Here is a 22,496-nt window from a genome sequence, read left to right as displayed (position 1 = left end):
TATCGAATCTTTACGGAAAATCGCTAAAGAACCACGTCCATCTCCTCGGCGAACTGCACGAGGAATTGACGAATATCCTGGTCCCGGTGTCCGGGTGCCAAACGCGGCTGCAAACGGGCAGCAAGGCGCCCGGCATCAAGCGAGCGCACCATGGCCTTCACCGGCCCGAGAGATGCCGGCGACATGGAAAGATCCCGAAAGCCAAGACCCAGCAGCGCCATGGCCGCCAAGGGTTGGCCGGCCAACTCTCCACACAGGGTCACAGGAACATGGGCCCGATTGGTTGCATCGACGATGCGCTTGAGCGCCCGCATGAACCCGAGCCCCAGCGTGTCGAACCTGTCAGACACGCGTGTGTTGCCCCGATCGGCGGCATACATGAACTGGAACAGATCGTTCGACCCGACAGAGACGAAGTCCACATGCTGCAGCAACTCCGGAAGCTGGAACAGCAGGGATGGCACTTCGATCATCACCCCGAGACGGATCTTATCGGGAACCTCATGCTTGTGCCGACGAAGATGCTTGAGTTCTTTCTCCACCAGGCTGCGCGCTTTGAGGAACTCGTTCACCTCGGCCACCATCGGGAACATCAATTTGAGATCACGACCGGCAGCCGCCAGCAGAAGCGCGCGGATCTGGGTGCGCAGCAGTCCCGGCCGATCAAGGCCCAGGCGCAGCGCTCGCCACCCCATCGCCGGGTTTTCCTCCTGAATGGAGCGAAGATAGGGAAGTACCTTGTCCCCGCCCACATCGAGGGATCGGAACGTCACGGGCTTGTCGCCTGCCGCATCCAGAATCTGGGTGTATTGCGCTTGCTGTTCATGCAGACGAGGGAAAGACGATGCCACCATGAACTGCAGTTCGGTACGGAACAGGCCGACACCTGCAGCCCCTGCTTCAGCCAGATGCGGCAAGTCGACCAGCAACCCGGCATTCATTTGCAACGTCACTTCCACGCCGTCCTTGGTGACGGAGGGCTTGTTGCGCAGACGGCGGTATTGCGCCTGCCGCCGGGCGCGGAAGCGCACCTTCTCGGCATAGGCGTTTTGAACATCCTGCGCCGGACGCAGATGCACTTCCCCCGCATCGCCATCAACAATAATCGCGTCGCCGGCATCTGCCATGCTGACGATATCCGAGATCTGCCCGACCATCGGAATGCCCAGAGCACGTCCGACAATCGTTACATGGCTGGTCGGTCCGCCTTCTTCCAGCACCAGGCCACGAATCCGGTCCCGGCCATAATCAAGCAGCTCGGCAGCACCCATGTTGCGGGCAACGATGATCGCATCCTGAGGCAACTCGTGCACATCACCGGTCGCCCGTCCCATGAGCTCGCGGATCAACCGGTGTGCCAGATCGTCAAGATCATGCAACCGCTCGCGCAGGTACGGATCCGTCTGCCGCAGCATTCGGGCGCGCATATCGCTTTGAACTTTTTCAACGGCAGCTTCAGCCGTCAGGCCATTGCGGATCGCTTCTTCGATCTTGCGGATCCAGCCCCGATCGTAGGCGAACATACGATAGGCTTCCAGAACCTCCCGGTGCTCGCCTGCCGCAGCCATGTCACCACTGGCCAAAAGGTCGTCAATCGACAGCCGCAACCGGTTGATCGCGCCTTCGAGACGTCGGCTTTCCGCCTCGCTGTCTTCCGCAATCAGATTGGTGATGACCACCCGAGGCTCATGCAGAACCACGTGACCCAGGCCAACACCTTCCGCCAGCCCGACGCCGGAGGAATGGATGGGCCTGGAAAGGTCGAGACCGGTGTCTTTCTGGGAAATCGCTTCCAGTTCGCCGGCAGCCACCATTTCGGCGATGACCATCGCCGTGGTCTGCAGCGCTTCCACCTCATCTTCGAGGTAAGTGCGGTGCGACTGATTCTGCACAACCAGAACGCCGAGCGTGCGTCCGGCACGCAGGATCGGCACCCCAAGGAAGGAGTTGAAGGCCTCTTCGCCGGTTTCCGGCAGATAGGCAAAGCCCGGATGGGCTCTGGCGTTAGGAAGATTGAGTGGACGCGCCTCGGCAGCGATCAGGCCGACCAGACCCTGGCCAACGCGCAGGGAGGCCTGGTGAACCGCTTCACGGTTCAAGCCTTCCGTTGCATACAGCTCCAGCACGCCGTCTGCCCGAAGAATATAGACGGAGCAAACCTCGGCGACAACATTCGCCGCGATCAAGACTACGATCTTGTCGAGCCGCTCCTGAGCCGTGATCGGCTCCGCCATAACCTCGCGAAGCCGACGTAGCAAGAGGCGCGGACCGGCCAGGTTGCTACGCATCGCCTACCCCGTCTTTTCCTGATCTTGTCTGTCCCGTCCACCGTGGAACGGAAAAGACAAAGACTCAAGATGAACTTACCCGTCCAGACCGTATAGCGAATGGAGAGTCCGAACTGCAAGTTCCGTATAGGCGGAATCGATCAAAACCGAAATCTTGATCTCGGAAGTTGTGATGGCGCGGATGTTGATGCCCTTCCCCGCCAGGCCCCGGAAGCACTCCGCAGCGATACCAGCATGAGACCGCATGCCAATGCCGATGACAGAGACTTTCACGACATCACGGGTGCCTTCCAGGTTCTGGAACCCAATCTGCTCGCGGTTGTCTTCCAGCACCTTCAGGGCCCGATCATAGTCGGTTTCCGGCACGGTGAAGGTGATGTCAGTCGTCGCTCCATCCGGAGAGATGTTCTGAACGATCATATCCACATTGATGTTCGAGTCGGCCATCGGTCCGAAGACGGAATGGGCGATACCCGGCTTGTCGGCCACATCGCGGATGGAAATCTGGGCTTCGTCCTTGGTAAAGGCGATGCCGGTCACAACTTGCTGTTCCACGAGCTCATCCTCGTCGCAGATAAGAGTTCCTGGGGGAAGATCACCAACGCCAACCTGCGGCGCATCGGGATCATCGAAGCTGGAGCGCACGAATGTGCGCACGCCATGAACCATGGCCATTTCAACGGAGCGAACTTGCAGCACCTTCGCGCCGAGGCTCGCCATTTCGAGCATTTCCTCAAACGAAACCCGGTCGAGGCGCTGCGCCTTCGGCACAATGCGTGGATCGGTGGTGTAGACCCCGTCCACGTCCGTGTAGATGTCGCAGCGGTCAGCCTTGATGGCAGCGGCAATCGCAACAGCCGACGTATCAGAACCGCCGCGACCGAGGGTCGAAATGCGGTTATCCGGGGAAATACCCTGGAAACCGGCAAGGACGGCCACCTGGCCCTGGGAAATACGCTCGCTGAGGAAACCTCCGTCGATTTCCTTGATGCGGGCCGCACCATGGTTCTCGTCGGTCTTGATCGGCACCTGCCAGCCCTGCCAGGAGCGTGCATTAACGCCCATGTCCTGCAGAACGATGGCAAGCAAACCAGAGGTCACCTGCTCACCTGAGGCAACAACAGCGTCATACTCGCGTGCGTCATGCAGGGTGGAAGCAGACCGGCAGAATTCCACCAGTTTGTTCGTCTGCCCGGCCATGGCGGAAACGACGACGGCGACTTCGTTGCCGGCATCCACTTCCCGCTTCACATGTCGAGCCACGTTCCGGATACGGTCCAGATCGGCCACTGACGTGCCGCCGAATTTCATAACCAATCGCGCCATGGATTTTCGTAATCTTCGTGCAAGGGGTGGAGAGGTGCCTGACGGCATCCTCTTGCGGATCGGGCGCCATCCATACAGCGACAGCCTGCGCCCCGCAAGCCACGCCTTGACAAAACAGGCAAGAGCGACAAGGAACCAAGGGAGATATACTGCCGCCCTTCAGGCTAGTCAGGGATTGGAAAACCAATGAGCAAGGCGCAAGACACCGGCACCACCATCGATGCGGCTGAAGTCGCCCGCTTCTCCGCCATGGCCGAGGAGTGGTGGGATCCGGCGGGCAAGTTCAAGCCCCTGCACAAGTTTCAGCCTGTCCGCCTCACCTACATCAAGGAAAAGGTCTGCGCTCAATTCGACCGGGATTATCGGGCATCCGACGCCTTCAAGGGGCTGCGCATTCTCGATATCGGCTGTGGCGGCGGCCTGTTGAGCGAGCCCATGGCCCGTCTCGGGGCCGAAGTCGTCGGGGCGGACCCTTCTGAGGTCAACATCGAAATTGCCCGGCTTCATATGGCTCAAAGCGGATTGAAGATCGACTACCGCGCCGAGACCGCCGAAGACCTTGCCGCTGCCGGCGAAACATTCGACATCGTCCTGAACATGGAAGTCGTCGAGCATGTCGCCGACGTGCCGTTGTTTCTGGAAAAGACGGCCAGCATGGTGCGCCCCGGCGGACTGATGTTCGTCGCCACCATCAACCGCACCATGAAGGCCTATGCCCTGGCCATCGTCGGTGCCGAGCGCGTGTTGCGTTGGCTGCCGCAAGGCACACACTCCTATGACAAGCTGGTGCGCCCGGAGGAAATTCAGGTGCCGCTGGAAGAGACCGGCCTGGACATCATCGACCGCACCGGCGTCACCTATAATCCCCTGTTTGATCGCTGGGCTCCGTCCCGCGACATGAACGTGAATTACATGATGCTCGCAGAGAGGCCCAAGTAAGCCCGATGGAACCAATTGTTCTGATCCCCGGCCTGCTGTGCACCGAGACCCTTTATGCACCGCAAATCTCCGCCTTTTCCGACCGTCCGATCCTTGTCGCCGACCACCGGCAGCACAACAGCATCGAGGCCATTGCGCGCAGCGTGCTGGACAAGGCCCCTGACGCATTTGCCCTCGCAGGACTGTCGATGGGCGGCTATGTCGCCATGGAAATCATGCGTATCGCGCCGCAACGGGTCACACGGCTGGCGCTGATGGACACCAATGCCCGCGCTGATACGCAGGAGCAGACGGAACGACGGCAGGTGCTGATCCGAATGACCCGCGAACGTGGCTTCAACAAGGTACCCCACCTGCTTTATCCAGGCTTCGTCCATGCCAACCGCGCCGCAGACGAAAACCTGAAAAGCGTCGTGCTCGAAATGGCGGAAGAAACCGGACCGGATGCCTTCATCCGTCAGACGGAAGCGATCATTGGCCGGCTGGACTCGCGCCCCTCCCTTGGCGACATCACCTGCCCGACGCTGGTGCTGGTTGGTGACGGCGATACACTGACACCGCCCGATCTTGCCCGCGAAATGCATGAACATATTTCAGGCAGTGAATTGATGGTTATTCCCGATTGCGGCCATCTTTCAACATTGGAAGCACCCAATGCCGTCACTGAGGCCCTAAAGGCCTGGATTGGCTCAACTTCGCAGTTTTCTCCGCGCTGATCCCAGCTCTGAAACAGCCGGAGTCCCGACAGCCCATGCAATCAAACTCCTCCTGGTGAAATTTTCCCTGCGACAAATTTCGCCATAAAAATTACGCAAGGGAAGCGTATATTCAAGGAGAGCCGGACAGGCAGGCATCCAGCAAAGAGTGACGACTGCCATTCTCGTTCAGGCTCCCTGCTTCATCGGGCCGCCTCCGATGAAGCATTCCAATTTCAGGAGGAGCGAACCATGCCAACGACAACCGCAACGAAACAGTCCAGAAAAGCCGCAACATCTGCCAGCGAAACAATTCGCGAGGCAGGCCGGACAGCCGGCGCCAATATGTGGGGTCTGTCCCTGAGCGCCTATGAGGACCTCTTTCAGGGCCAGGCCTTTTCCGCCGCCCAGAAGATGCAGTCCATGACTTTGGACTTTACCAAACGGTGCCTTGAGAAACAGACCGACTTCGCCATGCGCCGATGGAACGATGACCTGGAATTTGCGTCCTCAATCAGTGAGTGCCGCGACCCGAAGGACGCGACAGAGGCAGTTCAGGGGTTCTACAACCGCATGTTCGATGCCTACCAGGAGCATTTCACATCTCAAAGCGAGTTGCTGCAAAACTGCGTGACCGAAAGCCTCTCGACAGCTGACGAACTGCGCGACACAGCTACGGAGTTGGGCAAGGAAGCCGGCAAGACCGCTGAAAAAGCCGCCAACGACGCCGGCAAGGCCAAAGCAGCCTGACGCGACGATCAGGTTCCACACCTAGCGGTTATAGATAAAAAAACCGGCACGGGCTTCAGGCGCCGTGCCGGCTCTCAGGCATCACAAACAGTCCGATAGGCAGGGGAAGGGTCAGTTCTTTTCTTCCGGCAAGACAGGAAGCGGCAGGATAGGCACCCCTTCCTCCAGCAGCGCCTTGGCATCTTTCACGGTGGTTTCCCCGTGAATGTTGCGTGCATCCGTCTCGCCGTAGTGGATTTTCCGGGCTTCTTCAGCAAAATCGGAGCCCACGTAGTCTGAACTCGCGATCACCTTCCTGCGCAACGCGCGCAGGCTGTCGACCAGAGCCTTCTGCTGGGCATCATTGGAAACCAATGCCGCCTGGGGATCAGAGCCAGCCACAGCCTGTGAACCAGCAGCTGCGATGTCCGTCGTCTCCGGAGAGGTCGGAGCTGCACTGCCGACTACAGGCCCATCAGCCGCCTGCGTTGCAGCCCCTAGCTCCATCTCAGCCCGCCCAACGGCTTCCCGTGCGCTTTTTTCCTGGCGACGGGCCGTTGACACCGAAGGCGCCATCAAGCGCTTTCCGACCTGCTCTGACCCACAATGCGGACAACTGACCAGAGACCGCGCTGCCTGCTTGTCGAAATCTTCCGAATTCCGAAACCAGCCTTCGAAGTCATGAGACTGGTCACACACCAGGGAATAGCGGATCACGCAAGATTCTCCTCTGCGAGAAGCCCTGCCTCTCCCAGTGCGAAGCTGCGTTCATTGGCAATCGCCGGGATCCGCTGACGCGCCTTGACCACTTGCTCCGGATCGATCTCGGCAACAACAATTCCTGGCCGATCATGATCGGCTTCCGCCAGAACCTTGCCCCACGGGTCGATGATCAGGCTGTGGCCGTACGTTTCACGGCCATCCTCATGGGCACCGCCTTGTGCTGCCGAAACAACAAAAGCGCCATTCTCGATCGCCCGCGCCCGCTGCAGCACATGCCAATGCGCTTCGCCCGTCTGACGGGTGAACGCCGCCGGCATCGTCAGCAGCCCAGCGCCCTGACGGGCCTGCGAGCGGAAGATCGCCGGGAACCGTACGTCGTAACACACCGCCATGCCCATCTTCAGCCACGGAAGGTCGGCCAACATGGTCTGCTTCCCCGGCTCATAGGTGGCGGATTCACGCCAGCTCTCACCGTTCGGCAGATCCACATCGAACATGTGGATCTTGTCGTACTTGGCAAAAACCTGACCGTCCGGCGAAATCAGAAAGCCACGATTGGCAACCTTGCCGCCCTCAAGCAGGATCGCCAGCGACCCGGCATGCAGCCAGAGACCCAGCTCTTTTGCCAGGAGGCAGAACCGGGCAAGAGTGGCATCGTCACGCTCAAGCGTGATCCGCTCCATCAATTCCTCGCGGCTGCGCACCAGAACGTTGGTCATCTCCGGCGTCTGCACGAAGTCAGCCCCCTCAGCGGCGGCTTGACGAATGAGAGCTTCCGCCTGAGAAATGTTGTCGGCAACGCTCTTGCCGCTGCGCATCTGGACGCAAGCTGCCTTGAAATGGCTCATGACACTGTCTCCTGAACTGTCTGCAAGGGCCTGATCAGGCGGAGAGGAGCTTGTCCAGCGTCCCGGACCGCTCCAACTCATGCAGTTCGTCGCAGCCGCCTACATGGGTAGACCCGACGAAGATTTGCGGGAAGGTGCTGCGACCGTTGGCCTTCTGCACCATTTCCTTCTTCAGCTTCTGATCAAAGGTCGCGTCGTGCTCGGTATAGGCAACGCCCTTCTTGTCGAGAAGCTTTTTCGCCGCGGTACAGAAACCGCAGAGCTGGCGGGTGTAGATTGTAACTTTGGCCATGAGGCTTCCTCTAATCTGTGTCGGCTTTGAAAGTTTCTTACGCGTTTATATGGGTTTGGGAAAGCAGAGAACAACAATGCCGTGGCTCGGAGTATCCCTCACTGAAGACCCATTCACCTGTGGTTCACGGATTTAGAGGAGCAAGGATTACCGCGAGAGGCCGAGCAACGATTGGCCCTGACCGGTCGCACTTTACCTGTCATTGTCCCGGCTGCCTTCTCTGCCGTCTCCCGGCAAAGCCATCGCAAAGACCAGAACGTCAACCTCCGCCGCCCCCGCCTTCAGCAACGCCTTGGCGCAAGCAGTAACGGTTGCCCCTGTGGTCAGAACATCATCGATCAGCACCACATGACGGCCGTGCAACAGGTGAAGCCTGTCAGGGTTGACCGTGAAGGCATTTCGAACGTTGGCCTGGCGCGCCTTGGCTTCCAACCCCACCTGCTGCCGTGTCGGTCTGCTGCGGGTCAGCGTGAAGGGATCGTAGATACCGCCAACCCGGCCAGCCAGGGCCTTCGCCAGATCGGCGGACTGATTGAAACGTCGGGAAATCCGCCGCCACGGATGCAGAGGAACAGGCACAAGCAGTGTTTCGGCCACGACCATTGTGCGGGCCGGATGAGCCATCAACCCGGCCATCGGCCCGGCGAGGTCCCGTCGCCCACCGAACTTGAGCCCGGTCACCAGTCTCGTCGCAGGTCCGCGGTAGACCAGCGGCGCCCGCACCTTGCGGTAAACAGGCGGATCACTGATGGCCCGGGCACTGACAGCCCCCTCCCCCAAGTCATGCGCGAAAGGCGTCCCGTAGACAGCACAAACCGGCGGCGCAACGAATTGCAATTGTCTCCAGCAAGCCCCGCAGATGCCATCCGGGCGGTCGGCTGGTGTGTCGCAGGTCAGACAACGTGGTGGTAAAAGCAGATCGAGAACCCGCCGCGAAGTCCAGCACAAGGCGGAAAAGCTATTCAGGGCCAGACGTGCAAGAGGCGCAACCCGGTCGGGCTCGCCGTTATCCTGAAGGTTCTGATGCCTCATTTTTCAGGCCCTCGTTCATTTCGCCAGACTATCATGCTTTGACGTGCTTGGCGCGACGCGCCATATGTGCCGAAGAAATCCAGCCGGACCGCCCCTTCAACAAACGGACCTCAGACCGCCCCCATGTCCCAGCCAGATCCCTTCGACCGATCCCTTCTTGCCCAGCATCGCCGCCGTGCGCTCGCCACCCCCGTGGACGGCGCCGATTTTCTGGCGAAGGAGGCAGCTGTCGATCTAGAGGAGAGACTGGCGGCACTCAGTCGAGAGTTCGAGCTTGCCGTTGATCTCTCCGGCCACGGCGACCACGTCGCACGCGTGCTGCAGGCCTCGCCCAAGATCGGCACTGTTCTGAGGGCAGATCTATTTGCCCCGCTCGCCAATTTTTCCGCACCCGACTTTGTTTTCGACGACGCTTGTCCGCCGCTGAAACCCGCGACCTTCAACCTGGCAGTTTCGCTGCTGTCCCTGCAATTCGTCAACGATCTGCCCGGCAGTCTGGTGCAGATCCGTCAGGCCCTGAAGCCCGATGGGCTGTTCCTGGGGATGCTGGTGGGTGGAGACAGCCTGTTTGAGCTGCGCGATGCGCTGATGCGGGCAGAGCTGGAGCTGATCGAAGGGGCCAGCCCTCGCGTCATGCCCTTCGCCGACGTGCGGGACATGGGCGCGTTGATGCAGCGGGCCGGCTTTGCTCTTCCGGTGACCGACATGGACCGGATCACGGTGCGCTACGCCAACATGTTCGGACTGATGCGTGATCTGAAGGCGATGGGCGCCAGCTCTATCTTGAAGGATCGCAGCCGCAAGCCGGTATCGAAAGGCTTCTTCCTGCGCGCTGCCGAACTCTACGCCGAGCATCATTCGGACCCGGACGGACGGATACGCGCGACCTTCTCGCTGATTTCCCTGTCGGGCTGGGCGCCGCATGAAAGCCAGCAGAAGCCCCTGCGGCCCGGTTCGGCCAAGACCCGGCTGGCGGATGCCTTGAGCACCCAGGAAACACCGTTGAAGGGGTAAGGGAGCACCGACGAAGTGGTGCCCCAGATACGACAAAGGCGGCTCTGCGGCCGCCTGTGTCGTCAATTCCGGAAGATCGTCAGATCAATCGGCGTCGGCCGTTCCGGCACTTTCCAGGGCCGTATTGATTTCCCCGTAGTAGCTGTCGCGCAGCGTGTCACCGATCGACATCAATGTGGCAACAATGGCGATGCCCATGAGCAGGACAATCACGCCGTATTCCATCGCAACGGCACCCCGTTCATCTCGCAGAAAGCCGCGAAACCGCGAAGTTGCCGAAGTGACCTGAGACTGGCGCTGACCTTTTTTGGGTTTCATGGCGCAGCCCTTCCTTTTTGCGGTTTGATGCTCTCAAGCCACCAAATCCATCAAAAAGGGGATTAGCGGCTCATCTGCCGCCGGCATCGAATAATCCCTCAACCGAACCGGACGTACCCACTTCAGAGCCTGATCCTCCCGGCCGACGGGCGTACCTTCCCACCTGCGACAGACGTATAAGGGCATCAGAAGATGAAAATCATCATAAGCGTGGCTCGCGAACGTCAGCGGGGCGAGACACGCTTCCTTAACCGTGATGCCCAGCTCCTCGTCCAGTTCGCGGATCAATGTCTCTTCGGGACGCTCGCCGGTCTCCACCTTGCCACCGGGAAACTCCCACAAACCGGCCATCGATTTGCCTTCGGGGCGCTGCGCCAGCAAAATCCGGCCATCAACATCGACCAGCGCACAGGCTGCGACCAGAACAATACGGCTCATAAGGGTGTCCCGCCTTCAAACGGCAACCACAGAACTGGTTTACCATTCCGCATAAAATTTAATTCAAACCGTGCGAGCGACCGGCTCCCGATCGCTCGCTCCAGAAAGATCAGCTGCGATAGTCGCCGTTGATGGCGACATATTCCTTGGTGAGGTCACAGGTCCACACGCGGGCAGAGCCGTCTCCCAGGCCAAGGTCGACGCGGATCACAATATCTTCTTCCTGCATGACGGCAGAGGCTGCTGCTTCGGAGTAGTCCGGGTCCCGCTCGCCATCAACGGCAACGCGCACATCGCCAAACCAGATTGCCAGCTTGTCGCGATCCGCAGGCTCGCCGGCCTTGCCGACAGCCATGACCACACGGCCCCAGTTGGCATCCTCACCCGCAACTGCCGTCTTTACCAACGGAGAATTGGCAATCGACAGGGCGATCGTCCGCGCAGACGCATTGCTGTCCGCGCCAGCCACTTGCACTTCCACGAATTTGCGGGCGCCTTCCCCGTCGCGCACGATCTGCTGCGCCAGGTTCTGCATGAGGTCACCAACAGCGGCCTTCAACACCGGAACGCGAGGATCTTCAAGGCTGGTCACCGCCGCAACACCACGCTTTTCTGCAGCCCCGGTGGCAAACAGAAGAACCGTATCAGATGTGGAGGTGTCACTGTCGACGGTGATGGAGTTGAAGCTTCCATCCGTTTCACCTGACAGGATCGCCTGCAGCACATCCGCGCTGATGGCGGCATCCGTGAACAGGAAGGAAAGCATCGTCGCCATGTCCGGCGCAATCATGCCAGCGCCCTTGGCGATACCATTCAAGCTGATGCTCTGGTCGTCAAACTCGACCGTCACCGTCGCCACTTTCGGATAGGTGTCCGTGGTCATGATCGCCTGGGCGGCTTCCTGCCAGCTTGCTGGCCGCTCCAACGCCGCCAAACCGGCAATCACGCCTTCAAATTTCTCGGCCTGAAGCGGCTCGCCAATTACGCCGGTGGAGGCGAGAAACACTTCATTCTCGGCACAGCCAAGCGCCTTTGAAGCGATTTCAGCCGACAGCTTGACCGCAGACTTGCCTTTTTTACCGGTAAACGCGTTGGCATTTCCGGAATTCACCATCAGCCCTCGGGCTGTGCCCTTGGACATAATGTCGCGGCACCAGTCCACCGGAGCCGACGAACACTTGGATTTGGTGAAAACCCCGGCAACGGTCGTGCCCTCGGCCAGCTTCGCCAGCAGGACATCGGTTCGGCCCTTGTACTTGATACCCGCTTCCGCGGTGGCAAAGGCGACGCCTTCGATCTCCGGCATCTCCGGGTAGGACTTCGGGGCGAGAGGCGAAATGGCAGTGGACATGAGGTTTCCATCCAGAAAGTGACAGACTTGGGAGGCTTGCCTGAACCCGCAGAAGGGCGCAAGCCCAGAGCCTGTAATATCATCCCATGAAGTTCGCGGACATGTGGATCATGCTGCAGTCAGGTCTGAATTTCCAAAAAAATGCCCCGGCACCGCAAGGCGCCGAGGCATCGTTCAACATCAGGTCGGCAATCGCTTACTGAGCGGCTGGTGCGGCGTCTGTATCCGCTGCCGGTTGCGCTGCTTCAACCGCTGCCTTCAGCTTTTCATCGACAATCACGACTTCATTTTCAGCCTTCAGCTTGTCGATCTGGGTCTTGTAGGCTTCGCGCAGAAGCGGCTGACGCAGTTGGTCGGCAACCTCTTCCAGGCTCGGCTTCTCCTGCTTGCGCTTGTCTTCCAACTTGATCACATGCCACCCGAACTGGGTCTGCACAGGTTCCTTGGTGTAGGCGCCTTTTTCCAGAGCCATCGCCGCGTCTTCAAATGGCTTCACCATCTGTCCTGCGGAGAAGAACCCAAGATCGCCGCCGTTCGGGCCCGAAGGGCCGGTGGACTTTTCCTTGGCCAGTTCAACGAAGTCAGCGCCTTCGTCGAGCTGCTTGATGATGGCCTTGGCCTCATCTTCTTCCTTCACAAGGATGTGGCGCGCATGAAGTTCTTCGGGACCTTCGAAATCCGCAAACTGCTTGTCATAGGCAGCCTTCAGAGCGTCTTCCGTAATCGCGCCATCGATCTTCTGCGAAACATAGGCGCCACGCAGAGCGCGCACTTCAAGAAAGTCCATCTGACGTTTGAAATCAGGGTCTTCGTCGATACCGGCTTCTTCGGCAGCATGTGCGAGAAGCTTCATGTCAACGAGAATATCCAGCAAAATCTGACGCCACTGAGCTGGCGGAAAGCGCTGAAGGTCCTTACCCAGTTCCTGAGCAGCAAACGCCAGATCCGCTTCCGTGATCGTCGCTTCGCCAACCTTGGCCACGACGTCGTCCGGCTCGGCAGCATACGCCGGCGCCAAAGCCGTTGAGAGACCCAACGTCAGAGCAATGGCAGGCGCGGCCAGAGAACGGAGCGGCAGGCGCATGGAAAATTGAAACATTTGCGGTCCTTTAGTCTTCTTGGACTGGAATTTCGCGTCGCTCTCCACACGAGAGCGTGGCTACATTGCCGAAAGCTGCGGCGTTGACAAGCATCAGACCCCCTCTTATCTGTCGGTCGTCCTCTTTTCTATAGAGAGGGCCAGACCTTCAGCCAGGGAATCGGCCGTCTACCTCAGACAGCGGGAGACCCTGGACAGCAATTGAGACGATTTCATGGGCAGGCGCCGGGAGACTGTGCGCCGCCCGACAGGGGAAGGACCGCCACATGGCTGGCCTCGGCGCTTTAGCACGGAAGATTTTTGGGTCGGCCAACGACCGCAAAGTAAAGACATTCAGAGCACAGGTTGAGGCGATCAATGCGCTGGAACCCGAGTTCGTAGAATTGACGGATGATCAGCTCCGGGCAAAAACGCAGGAATTTCGCGAGCAACTTGCAAAAGGTGCTTCCCTAGATGACATCCTGGTACCCGCATTCGCAACTGTGCGCGAAGCAGCACGCCGCGCCCTCGGGCAGCGTCACTACGATGTACAGCTGATCGGTGGCCTGGTGCTCAACTCCGGAGAAATCTCCGAGATGCGCACAGGTGAGGGCAAGACGTTGGTCGCCACGGCGCCGGTCTACCTCAATGCCCTGACCGGCAAGGGCGTACACGTCGTCACGGTGAACGACTATCTGGCCAGCCGCGATAGCGACTGGATGGGTCAGGTGTATCGGTTCCTCGGACTGACGGCCGGCTGTATCACCCACGGCCTCTCCGACGAACAGCGCCGCGAAGCCTATGCCGCCGACGTGACCTACGGCACGAACAACGAGTTCGGCTTCGATTATCTGCGCGACAACATGAAGCACGAACGCGGCGCCATGGTGCAGCGTGAGCATCATTTCGCCATCGTCGATGAGGTGGACTCGATCCTGGTCGATGAAGCGCGTACGCCGCTGATCATCTCAGGCCCGCTGGAAGATCGCTCCGACTTCTACAACACGATCGACACCTTCGTGCCGCATCTGACCGAAGAAGACTACGAGCTGGACGAAAAGCAGCGCTCCGCCTCTTTCACCGAAGCCGGTAACGAAAAACTCGAGCGCCTGCTGTCTGAAGCTGGTTTGCTGAAGGGCGCTTCGCTTTACGACGTCGAAAACGTCTCCGTCGTGCACCACTTGCAACAGGCCCTGAAGGCCCACAAGCTGTTCCAGCGCGACAAGGACTACATTGTCCGCAACGACGAAGTCGTCATCATCGACGAATTCACCGGCCGCATGATGCCTGGACGTCGCTTCTCCGAAGGCCTGCATCAGGCTCTCGAAGCACGCGAAAAGGTCAGCATCCAGCCGGAAAACCAGACCCTGGCGTCGATCACCTTCCAGAACTACTTCCGCATGTATGACAAGCTGGCCGGCATGACCGGTACGGCCTCGACGGAAGCCGACGAGTTCGCCGACATCTACGGCCTGGAAGTTGTTGAAATCCCGACCAATCTTCCCGTCAGCCGAATTGATGAGGACGACGAGGTTTACCGCACCGTTGAAGAAAAGTTCAACGCCATCGTCACCCTGATCGACGAGTGCAAGGAGCGCGGCCAGCCGATCCTCGTGGGCACAACGTCCATCGAGAAGTCCGAATATCTGGCCGGCCTGCTGCAGGCCCATGGCTACAGCCTTCTCGACACCACCGACCCGAAGACGTTCATCGCGGCTCAACAGGCAGACGGCGGAAAGGGCAAGGTCTTCACCGTTCTCAACGCCCGCTACCACGAGCAGGAAGCGCTGATCATCTCCCAGGCAGGTCTTCCCGGTGCGGTGACAATTGCCACCAACATGGCCGGCCGCGGAACTGATATTCAGCTCGGCGGCAACACCGATATGCGAATCGAGATTGAGCTTGGCGACATGCCGGAAGGCGAAGAACGAACAGCCAAGGAAGCCGCGATCCGCGCCGACATTGAAGCCCTCAAGCAGAAGGCCCTCACTGCAGGTGGGTTGTGCGTTGTCGGCACCGAACGGCATGAAAGCCGCCGAATCGACAACCAGCTGCGTGGCCGCTCAGGCCGTCAGGGTGATCCGGGACTTTCCAAGTTCTTCCTGTCCTTGCAGGACGACCTGATGCGCATTTTCGGCTCCGAGCGCATGGACAGCATGTTGCGCAAGCTTGGCCTGGAAGAAGGCGAAGCCATTGTCCATCCGTGGATCAACAAGGCTTTGGAAAAGGCCCAGCAGAAGGTCGAGGCGCGTAACTTCGACATCCGCAAGAACCTGCTGAAGTTCGATGATGTGATGAACGACCAGCGCAAGGTGGTCTTCGAGCAGCGTGTCGACCTGATGGACGCCGCCCATATTCAGGAAACCGTTGGCGACATGCGTCACGACGTGGTGGAAGACATGGTCTCCCGTCACATTCCGGAGCGTGCCTATCCTGAACAGTGGGATACTGACGGCCTGAAGCAGGAAGTTCGCACGGTTCTGAACCTGGATCTTCCGGTCAAGGAATGGGCCGAGGAAGAAGGCATCGCTGACGAAGAGGTCAAGGATCGTCTGCGCAAGGCCGCCGATCAGGTCATGGCGCAGAAGGTTGCCCGCTACACCCCGGACGTGATGCGTCAGGTGGAAAAGGCCATTCTGCTTCAGACGCTGGACAACCTGTGGCGCGAGCACCTGGCAAACCTCGATCATCTGCGTTCCGTCGTCGGTTTCCGTGGCTATGCCCAGCGCGATCCGCTGCAGGAGTACAAGACCGAAGCCTTCACCCTGTTTGAAGCCATGCTGGCTCAGCTGCGTCAGATCACGACGGCTCAGCTGATGCGCGTCGAACTGGTTCAGGAACAGGCACCGCAGAACCCGGAACTCCCGGAAATGCAGGGCCATCACATGAACCCGACAACCGGTGAAGACGAGATGGCTCAGGCCCGCGATCCGAACAACCCGGAGACCTGGGGCCGGGTTGGCCGCAATGACGCCTGTCCTTGCGGCTCTGGCAAGAAGTACAAGCATTGCCACGGTGCCCTGACGTGATCGGCCCTTTGGCCTCGCACTAGAACAACAAAGCCGCCGCGCCAAAACCGCGGCGGCTTTTTGATGATCAGAACCGATTGAACCGGGCGGCGCGTCCCTTTGGAGCACGACGGATCGACATGTCTGATCCTGGGCCGAACCGGCAGAAAGCTGCTTCGGATTTTACTTGCTTGATGGTTTTGATGACCCACCAGACCCTGCCTCGTGCCCACCTGATCTATCTCGGCGTAGCCTGCCTGCTCTGGGCACTGATCCCGACCCTGTTCTTTCCCAACGCACCGCTGGATGTGATCGAGGGCTTCGCCTGGGGCCGCGAACTGGCGCTTGGCTATACCAAACACCCGCCGATGCAAGCCTGGCTGCTGGAAGCAAGTTACTGGCTGACCGGCGGGCATACCTTCGGCGGCTATTGGCTTTCGGCCATGTGTCTTGCCATCAGCTATGGCTGCCTTTATGCGCTTGGTCGTCGTCTCGGTCTGAGTGCGGCGCGCACCGGCTGGGGCTTGCTGCTCACCAGCGTGATCTTTTATTTCACCCTGCCCGTGCCAGAGTTCAATCCGAACATCCTGCAGCTGCCTGTCTGGTCGGCAATGATCCTCGTCACCCACCGCGCACTCGATCACGGCAAGCTGCGCGACTGGGCTCTTTTGGGTGCTCTGGCCGCCATCGGGCTGCTGACAAAATACTTCGTCATTCTGCTGATCGGCTGCATCGGGCTATACGCGCTGGTCTTTGCCGATGCCCGCCGTCATGTCCTCACACCCGGTCCCTATATCGCCTTCGCCGTCGCGTTGCTTCTTCTGTCGCCGCACCTCTGGTGGATCTATGACACGGAGGCAATGACCATCCGCTTTGCCGGAAGCCGCAGCCACGGGCCGACGTCCTGGGTCGATTACCTGCTCAATCCGCTGCACTTCCTGTCAGCCCAGGTCGGTGTTCATACAGGCGTCTTTCTGGTTCTGGTGATCGGCTTTGGGAAAAAACTGGCATCGATCAAGAAAGCCACTGTCGCAACACAAGACGCGGCAAATGTTTCGCTGACGAATCGGCGCTTCCTGCTGTGGTTCGGCTTTTTGCCTCTCACCGTCTCGGTTTTGTGTTCGGCCTTCTCTGGCAATGAGTTCGAGCACATGTGGGGCACGCCAATGTTCGTGCTGTCAGGTCTTCTCGCCAGCACCTTTCTGCCGCTGTCCGGGCCGCTGTATTCCCGCAAACGCGCCTTCGCAGCCGTTGTTGTCATTCAGGGCGTCTTCCTTGGCATCACCCTCGGGCAGGCCGTGCTGGAGCCTCTGTGGAAGACCAAGCACACACGGATCCACTATCCCGGTCAGCAGATCGCCACCTATCTGGAAACCGAGTGGCGCACCCAGATGCAAACACCGCTGAGCTATGTGGCCGGGGACATGTGGGCCACCGCCAACATCACTGCCTATGCGGACAGCCGTCCCCATATGTTCTATTTGCATGACACGCTCCTTTCACCGTGGATCGATCTTGCAGATGTGCAACAAAAAGGCCTCATGCTGGTCTGGCGAGGCGATAATCCGCAGCTGCCCAACAACCTGGCAGACCTCTACCCAACCCTTCAGCAGCAGGGGCACCACAGTTTCGCATCGCCCGGCGGTGGGAAGATCCCACCCGTGACCGTCAACTGGGCTATTGTGCCTCCTGGTGACGTCAACATGCGCAAGCGAGAAGGAATGCCCTTCAGGTAAGCCTGAAAAGCTTCGCAGCACAGGCGCCTTTGGCAACCTTGAACTCATGAGGTCCTGACAATGGTGGACATGGCAGAGATTGATCAGGTGGAAGACTGGCTTATCGGCCAGGCCCTGATGAACCCGCATGTGCCAACGATGTTCGGAGAGCTGTGCGAGCGGTTACGTGCCTGCGGTTTGCCGATTGACCGGGTGGTACTGGCCTGGGCGACCCTGCATCCGCTGATCAATGCAGAGACCGTCGTATGGGAGCCGCAAACCGGCCCCAAGCACGAGGTCTTCGGCCATGATCAGGTCGATACCGACACCTGGATGCAAAGCCCCATGCGCAAGGTGCTCAACGAGGATCTTCCCGGACTGCGTCGAAGGTTGAGCGGCGGCAATGCCGAACTCGATTTCCCTCTCTGCCATGACCTGCACGGTCAGGGCTTCAGCGATTATCTGGTTCTCGCCACCCATTTTTCCATGCCCGCCATCGCCGAGAAACACGGCAACACTGGCATTCTGGTCAGCTGGGCCAGCAAGGCCGAGGACGGCTTCTCGCCGGAGCAGGTCAATGCCATCGAATACATCCAGAAACGCCTGGCGATTTCCACCCGCGCCAACCTGGAAGCCCAGATCACCCGCAATGTGGCCGAAACCTATCTTGGCAAATGGGCCGGCAGCCGCGTCCTCAACGGGCAAATCCGCCACGGCGACGGCCAACGTCTGAATGCGGTGATTTACTTCTCCGACATTCGCGGCTCGACCCGGATTGCCGAAGACCTCGGCCCCGATCGGTATCTGCAGTTTCTGAACAGCTATTTCCAGGCCACCGCCGGCTCCATCCTCGACCATGGCGGTGAGATTCTCGATTTCATCGGCGACGCGGTGCTGGGTGTTTTCCCGATTGAGGCAGGCGATCTGCAACCGGCAGCCCTTCAGGCGCTTGCAGCAGCAGACATGTCCCGCAACAGGATCGCCAAGCTGAACCGCCAGCCCGCGGCAAGCCATGGCCTGAAGGCCGGCATCGCCTTGTCGGTCGGCGAAGTGATGTTCGGAAATATCGGCGTGCCCAACCGGCTGACCTTCTCCGTCATCGGCCAGACCGTTCACGCAGCCGCTCGCATCGAAGCGCTGACCAAAAGCGTCGGGCATGACACCCTGCTCACCCAGGAGATCGCCCACTTCGCGATAGACCGCTGCCACCCGGTCGGCAGCTTCGATCTGAATGGCTTCTCCAGCCCACGCCCCCTGTTTGCTCTGAGAGAATGAGGCGACGCACAAAAAAGGCCGGAATTTCCTCCGGCCTTTCGCGAATGTCTCTGCGTGAGGAGCGCTTAAAGCACTTTCACTTTCGTGCCGATCGCCACCTCTTCATAAAGATGTTCGACGTCCTCGTTGAACATGCGGATGCAGCCGGAGGAGACAGAATGTCCAATGCTCCAGTCTTCATTCGTGCCATGGATGCGGTAGATCGTGTTGCCGAGGTAAAGCGCCCGCGCACCGAGCGGGTTTTTCGGCCCACCAGGCATATGCGCCGGCAGTTTGCGGCCATTGCGGCGTTCGCGAACGATCATTTCCGGCGGCGGTGTCCAGCCCGGCCACTTTGCCTTGCGCGTGACCTTCTCGGTGCCTTTCCAGGTAAAACCGTCACGCCCAACGCCGATCCCGTAGCGCATGGCCTTGCCGTTGCCCATCACGTGGTAAAGGTAATGCGCCTTGGTATCGACAACAATCGTGTTCGGCTCTTCCGAGCCACGATAAGACACCATCTTGCGGCGGTACTTGCGCTTGTTCAGCTCGCCCGCAGCTTCCGGGCTCGGGCGATACGTCACCCAGCTGCCCGTGTTCGGGTCATAGAATTTATAATCGGCCCGCGCCGGGAAGCTTCCCAGCATCATCATCAAGGCCACCGCGCACATGAGCAGGCGAAGCATGCTTAAAATCCTTGGCTAGTCGCGGCCCATGACCAGACACCCAAAGTCTGGTTCCGGCCGGAGAAAGAACACTTCTTGATCGCCTGTTTTAGGTTAATGTCTGGTATCAACCAGCCCGCTCGACACGCAGAAATGCGTGGTAGCCTTTTTCTGAAACAGACCTTGAGACAATTTTCTTTCATGCCCTCTCCAGTCGCCGACGAATCGCCTGCTTCCCCCTGCCTTCCCCACACCGATCACACCTGCGAAACTGCCGATGATCTCCTGCCGATCGTCCTGCTTCACGGCTTCGGCGGTGACCGCAAGGGCTGGGTCAACATCCAGACCGCCCTGGCCTCCCGCCGCCGCTCACTGGCCTTTGATCTGCCGGGCCACGGCGATGCAATCGACTGGCCCGGAACGGGACGCTCCGGCACCGCAGCGAGAGCCGTCTTGCACTCACTTGATCATCTCGGACTGGAAAAGGTCCATCTTGTCGGTCACTCGATGGGCGGTGCGGTGTCTGGCCTGATCGCCCTGAAGGCCAGCCAGCGCATTGCCAGCCTGACACTGCTCTCTCCGGGCGGCTTCGGCCCCGAAATCAACCACAAGCTTCTGCGCCGCTACGCCAAGGCGACCCGGCCCGACGAAATGGAAATGTTGCTGGAGCAATTCTTCGGCTGGGGCTTCCGCATGCCGAAGTTTCTCGCCCGCAGTGCCGCCGACATGCGCCAGCTGTCAGGCGCCACGGATGCGCTTGAAACCATTCTCGATGCTTTCATGGAAGGCAGCGAACAGAAGTGTCTGCCGACCCGCCAGTTGGCTGAACTCGACGTTCCCATCAAGGTCATCTGGGGCACACAGGACCGGGTCCTGCCCACCCGCCAGGCGCACAAACTGCCCGGAGTGCTCGCCAGCCATATTTTCGAACGTGTCGGCCACATGCCCCACCTGGAAATCCCCAAGGAGGTTGTCCGGCTTATCCTGCAGAACGCCGGCGAAAAGTAACCCGAGACCGAGCACCCTCGACAGCATGCACCACATTTTCGCCATTTTTCACAAGGCTAAGCCTGCCTGCGTATTGTGCTTGCTTAAAAAAGCAGCCCTAATGTTGCAGTACTCAATCTCTAACCGATCCGGGACCCAGAGGGGACTTTTCAAATAAACTGAGAATCCCGGACGAAGGAGCACTTAATGCAAGGCACAGACAATGGCCTCGGCAGCCCGGCAGAGTTGAAAGATCCCAATTACTTTCCACCTCTGGCAAAAGCCATTCCACTCGGCATACAGCACGTTCTGGCAATGTTCGTCAGCAACGTCACACCGGCCATCATCATCGCCGGCGCAGCCGGCTTCGGATATGGATCGAACTCGCCTGACTTCCCGCAGATGATCTACATGATCCAGATGTCCATGCTGTTTGCCGGCGTGGCCACACTGTTTCAGACCATCGGCTTCGGCCCGGTCGGCGCGCGCCTGCCGATTGTCCAGGGCACCAGCTTCGCCTTCATCCCGATCATGATCCCGATTGTCGCCGGCAAAGGCGTTGAGGCTATGGCACCGCTGATGGGCGGCGTCCTGATCGGCGGCATTTTCCACGCCTGTCTCGCCCCCTTTGTCGGCAAGATCCGCTTCGCCTTGCCGCCACTGGTCACCGGGCTGGTGGTCACCATGATCGGCCTCGCCCTGGTCAAGGTCGGCATCCAGTATGCCGCCGGCGGCGTTCCTGCCATCGGCACACCGGAATACGGCAGCCTGCTGAACTGGACCGTGGCCCTGTCGGTCATCGTCGTCACTCTTGCATTGAAGTTCTTCGCCCGTGGCATGCTGTCCGTCTCGGCGGTCCTGGTCGGTCTGATCGCCGGTTACGCCCTGGCAGCAGCACTGGGCATGGTCAACTTCGGCAATGTCGGACGCGCAGCCTCCTTTGCCCTGCCGAACCCGTTCCACTTCGGCTTCGAGTTCTCCATCGCAGCCATCGTCGGCTTCTGCCTGATGGCCATCATTTCGGCCATTGAGACCGTCGGCGATGTGTCCGGCATCACCAAGGGTGGTGCAGGCCGTGAGGCGACCGACAAGGAAATCACCGGCGCGACTTATGCCGATGGCCTGGGAACAGCCATTGCTGGGATCTTCGGCGCGCTGCCGAACACGTCCTTCTCCCAGAATGTAGGCCTGATCGCCATGACCGGCGTCATGAGCCGTCATGTCGTCACCATCGGCGCGATTTTCCTGATCATCGCCGGTTTCGTCCCGAAAGTTGGCGCGCTGATCTCCACCGTTCCCATTGAGGTGCTCGGTGGCGGTGTCATCGTGATGTTCGGCATGGTCGTGGCGGCTGGTGTTGCCATGCTCTCCGACGTCGACTGGACCCGCCGCAACATGGTGATCTTCGCGGTGTCCCTGTCGATCGGCCTGGGCCTTCAGCTTGAGCCCGGTGCCTTGCAGCACCTCCCCTCAACCGCCAAGGTCCTGCTGTCCTCCGGCCTCTTGCCGTCAGCCTTCCTGGCCATCGTGCTCAACCTGCTCCTGCCGGAAGAGCTTTCAGCGCAATCGACCGAGGAACTTTCCGGCGGCATGGGCAGCAAGAAACACCCAGCCGAGTAAGCCGGACAACATGTCAGAACTGAGAAGCGCCAGCGGATCCTCCGCTGGCGCCCCTCAGACTGCTGACAAACCTCTGGCGTTTGCCGGGGGTTTTTGATTCACTGTTTTGATGTTGAAGCAGCCCGGCCCTTCCCAGACAGCGCTCGAGATTGTGACGCTCGATCAGCTTGTCCCCA

At 59.7% G+C, this 22,496-nt stretch carries 20 protein-coding genes; 9 read left to right on the top strand and 11 right to left on the bottom strand.

Annotated features, from left to right (window positions below):
* Positions 1–23: 23 nt before the first annotated feature.
* Together ptsP and J0X15_RS19900 are read right to left on the bottom strand one after the other, a co-directional pair.
* Positions 24–2,288 carry a phosphoenolpyruvate--protein phosphotransferase gene (gene ptsP / locus J0X15_RS19905; RefSeq protein WP_206944727.1) on the bottom strand — a complete coding sequence of 755 codons (2,265 nt, stop codon included), beginning with the start codon at positions 2,286–2,288 and terminating at the stop codon, positions 24–26.
* 75 nt (positions 2,289–2,363) lie between these two features.
* A complete protein-coding gene (locus J0X15_RS19900; RefSeq protein ID WP_206944725.1) occupies positions 2,364–3,614 on the bottom strand; it encodes an aspartate kinase in 1,251 nt (416 codons plus the stop codon).
* Positions 3,615–3,800: 186 nt separating this feature from the next.
* On the opposite strand from J0X15_RS19900, the gene ubiG reads away from it, so the two are divergent.
* The 3 genes from ubiG (at position 3,801) to J0X15_RS19885 (ending at position 5,998) form a co-directional block, all read left to right on the top strand.
* Positions 3,801–4,553 carry a bifunctional 2-polyprenyl-6-hydroxyphenol methylase/3-demethylubiquinol 3-O-methyltransferase UbiG gene (ubiG, locus tag J0X15_RS19895; RefSeq protein WP_206944723.1) on the top strand — a complete coding sequence of 251 codons (753 nt, stop codon included), beginning with the start codon at positions 3,801–3,803 and terminating at the stop codon, positions 4,551–4,553.
* 5 nt (positions 4,554–4,558) lie between these two features.
* Positions 4,559–5,269, top strand: a complete 711-nt coding sequence (locus J0X15_RS19890; RefSeq protein ID WP_206944721.1) for an alpha/beta fold hydrolase — start codon at positions 4,559–4,561, stop codon at positions 5,267–5,269.
* A 231-nt stretch (positions 5,270–5,500) separates the two neighbouring features.
* Positions 5,501–5,998 carry a phasin family protein gene (locus tag J0X15_RS19885; protein WP_206944719.1) on the top strand — a complete coding sequence of 166 codons (498 nt, stop codon included), beginning with the start codon at positions 5,501–5,503 and terminating at the stop codon, positions 5,996–5,998.
* 111 nt (positions 5,999–6,109) lie between these two features.
* Here J0X15_RS19885 and J0X15_RS19880 read toward each other — a convergent pair whose 3' ends face one another.
* From J0X15_RS19880 to J0X15_RS19865, 4 genes are all read right to left on the bottom strand, one after another.
* Positions 6,110–6,694 (bottom strand): DUF1178 family protein, encoded by a 585-nt coding sequence (locus J0X15_RS19880; RefSeq protein ID WP_206944717.1) that lies wholly within the window; start codon positions 6,692–6,694, stop codon positions 6,110–6,112.
* Complete coding sequence (locus J0X15_RS19875) at positions 6,691–7,548, bottom strand: carbon-nitrogen hydrolase family protein (protein ID WP_206944715.1); 858 nt, start codon at positions 7,546–7,548, stop codon at positions 6,691–6,693. Before J0X15_RS19875 ends, J0X15_RS19880 begins: the two co-directional genes overlap by 4 nt.
* A gap of 34 nt (positions 7,549–7,582) precedes the next feature.
* Positions 7,583–7,840, bottom strand: a complete 258-nt coding sequence (gene grxC / locus J0X15_RS19870) for a glutaredoxin 3 (RefSeq protein WP_206944713.1) — start codon at positions 7,838–7,840, stop codon at positions 7,583–7,585.
* A 192-nt stretch (positions 7,841–8,032) separates the two neighbouring features.
* Positions 8,033–8,872 carry a ComF family protein gene (locus tag J0X15_RS19865; RefSeq protein WP_206944711.1) on the bottom strand — a complete coding sequence of 280 codons (840 nt, stop codon included), beginning with the start codon at positions 8,870–8,872 and terminating at the stop codon, positions 8,033–8,035.
* A gap of 123 nt (positions 8,873–8,995) precedes the next feature.
* Between J0X15_RS19865 and J0X15_RS19860 the strand changes: the two genes are divergently transcribed.
* Positions 8,996–9,886: a methyltransferase domain-containing protein gene (locus J0X15_RS19860; RefSeq protein ID WP_206944709.1), complete on the top strand. Its 891-nt coding sequence runs from the start codon at positions 8,996–8,998 to the stop codon at positions 9,884–9,886.
* A gap of 84 nt (positions 9,887–9,970) precedes the next feature.
* Here J0X15_RS19860 and J0X15_RS19855 read toward each other — a convergent pair whose 3' ends face one another.
* From J0X15_RS19855 to J0X15_RS19840, 4 genes are all read right to left on the bottom strand, one after another.
* Complete coding sequence (locus J0X15_RS19855; protein ID WP_206944707.1) at positions 9,971–10,204, bottom strand: Flp family type IVb pilin; 234 nt, start codon at positions 10,202–10,204, stop codon at positions 9,971–9,973.
* A 33-nt stretch (positions 10,205–10,237) separates the two neighbouring features.
* Positions 10,238–10,642, bottom strand: a complete 405-nt coding sequence (locus tag J0X15_RS19850) for a (deoxy)nucleoside triphosphate pyrophosphohydrolase (RefSeq protein ID WP_206944705.1) — start codon at positions 10,640–10,642, stop codon at positions 10,238–10,240.
* A gap of 109 nt (positions 10,643–10,751) precedes the next feature.
* Positions 10,752–11,993, bottom strand: a complete 1,242-nt coding sequence (gene argJ, locus J0X15_RS19845; protein WP_206944703.1) for a bifunctional glutamate N-acetyltransferase/amino-acid acetyltransferase ArgJ — start codon at positions 11,991–11,993, stop codon at positions 10,752–10,754.
* A gap of 196 nt (positions 11,994–12,189) precedes the next feature.
* Entirely contained in the window at positions 12,190–13,092 is a 903-nt protein-coding gene (locus J0X15_RS19840) for a peptidylprolyl isomerase (RefSeq protein ID WP_206944701.1), read from the bottom strand.
* 266 nt (positions 13,093–13,358) lie between these two features.
* Between J0X15_RS19840 and secA the strand changes: the two genes are divergently transcribed.
* From secA to J0X15_RS19825, 3 genes are all read left to right on the top strand, one after another.
* Complete coding sequence (secA, locus tag J0X15_RS19835) at positions 13,359–16,100, top strand: preprotein translocase subunit SecA (RefSeq protein WP_206944699.1); 2,742 nt, start codon at positions 13,359–13,361, stop codon at positions 16,098–16,100.
* Between the two features lie 182 nt (positions 16,101–16,282).
* Entirely contained in the window at positions 16,283–17,815 is a 1,533-nt protein-coding gene (locus tag J0X15_RS19830; RefSeq protein ID WP_206944690.1) for a glycosyltransferase family 39 protein, read from the top strand.
* A 60-nt stretch (positions 17,816–17,875) separates the two neighbouring features.
* The gene (locus J0X15_RS19825) at positions 17,876–19,069 is read left to right on the top strand and encodes an adenylate/guanylate cyclase domain-containing protein (protein WP_206944688.1); all 1,194 of its coding nucleotides are present in this window, start codon (positions 17,876–17,878) and stop codon (positions 19,067–19,069) included.
* 65 nt (positions 19,070–19,134) lie between these two features.
* Here J0X15_RS19825 and J0X15_RS19820 read toward each other — a convergent pair whose 3' ends face one another.
* Positions 19,135–19,734: a L,D-transpeptidase gene (locus tag J0X15_RS19820; RefSeq protein WP_206944687.1), complete on the bottom strand. Its 600-nt coding sequence runs from the start codon at positions 19,732–19,734 to the stop codon at positions 19,135–19,137.
* A gap of 180 nt (positions 19,735–19,914) precedes the next feature.
* Here J0X15_RS19820 and J0X15_RS19815 point away from each other — a divergent pair, with 180 nt between their 5' ends.
* Both J0X15_RS19815 and J0X15_RS19810 read left to right on the top strand, forming a co-directional pair.
* Positions 19,915–20,721: an alpha/beta fold hydrolase gene (locus tag J0X15_RS19815; RefSeq protein ID WP_206944685.1), complete on the top strand. Its 807-nt coding sequence runs from the start codon at positions 19,915–19,917 to the stop codon at positions 20,719–20,721.
* Between the two features lie 186 nt (positions 20,722–20,907).
* On the top strand, positions 20,908–22,320 hold the full coding sequence (locus J0X15_RS19810; RefSeq protein WP_206944683.1) for a uracil-xanthine permease family protein: 1,413 nt from the start codon (positions 20,908–20,910) through the stop codon (positions 22,318–22,320).
* The last annotated feature ends 176 nt before the right edge of the window (positions 22,321–22,496 follow it).

This window comes from Roseibium limicola (assembly GCF_017313085.1).
GTDB classification, from domain to species: domain Bacteria; phylum Pseudomonadota; class Alphaproteobacteria; order Rhizobiales; family Stappiaceae; genus Roseibium; species Roseibium limicola.
Note: the sequence above shows the minus strand (reverse complement) of the source record. Positions and strands in the feature narration are given on the sequence as shown.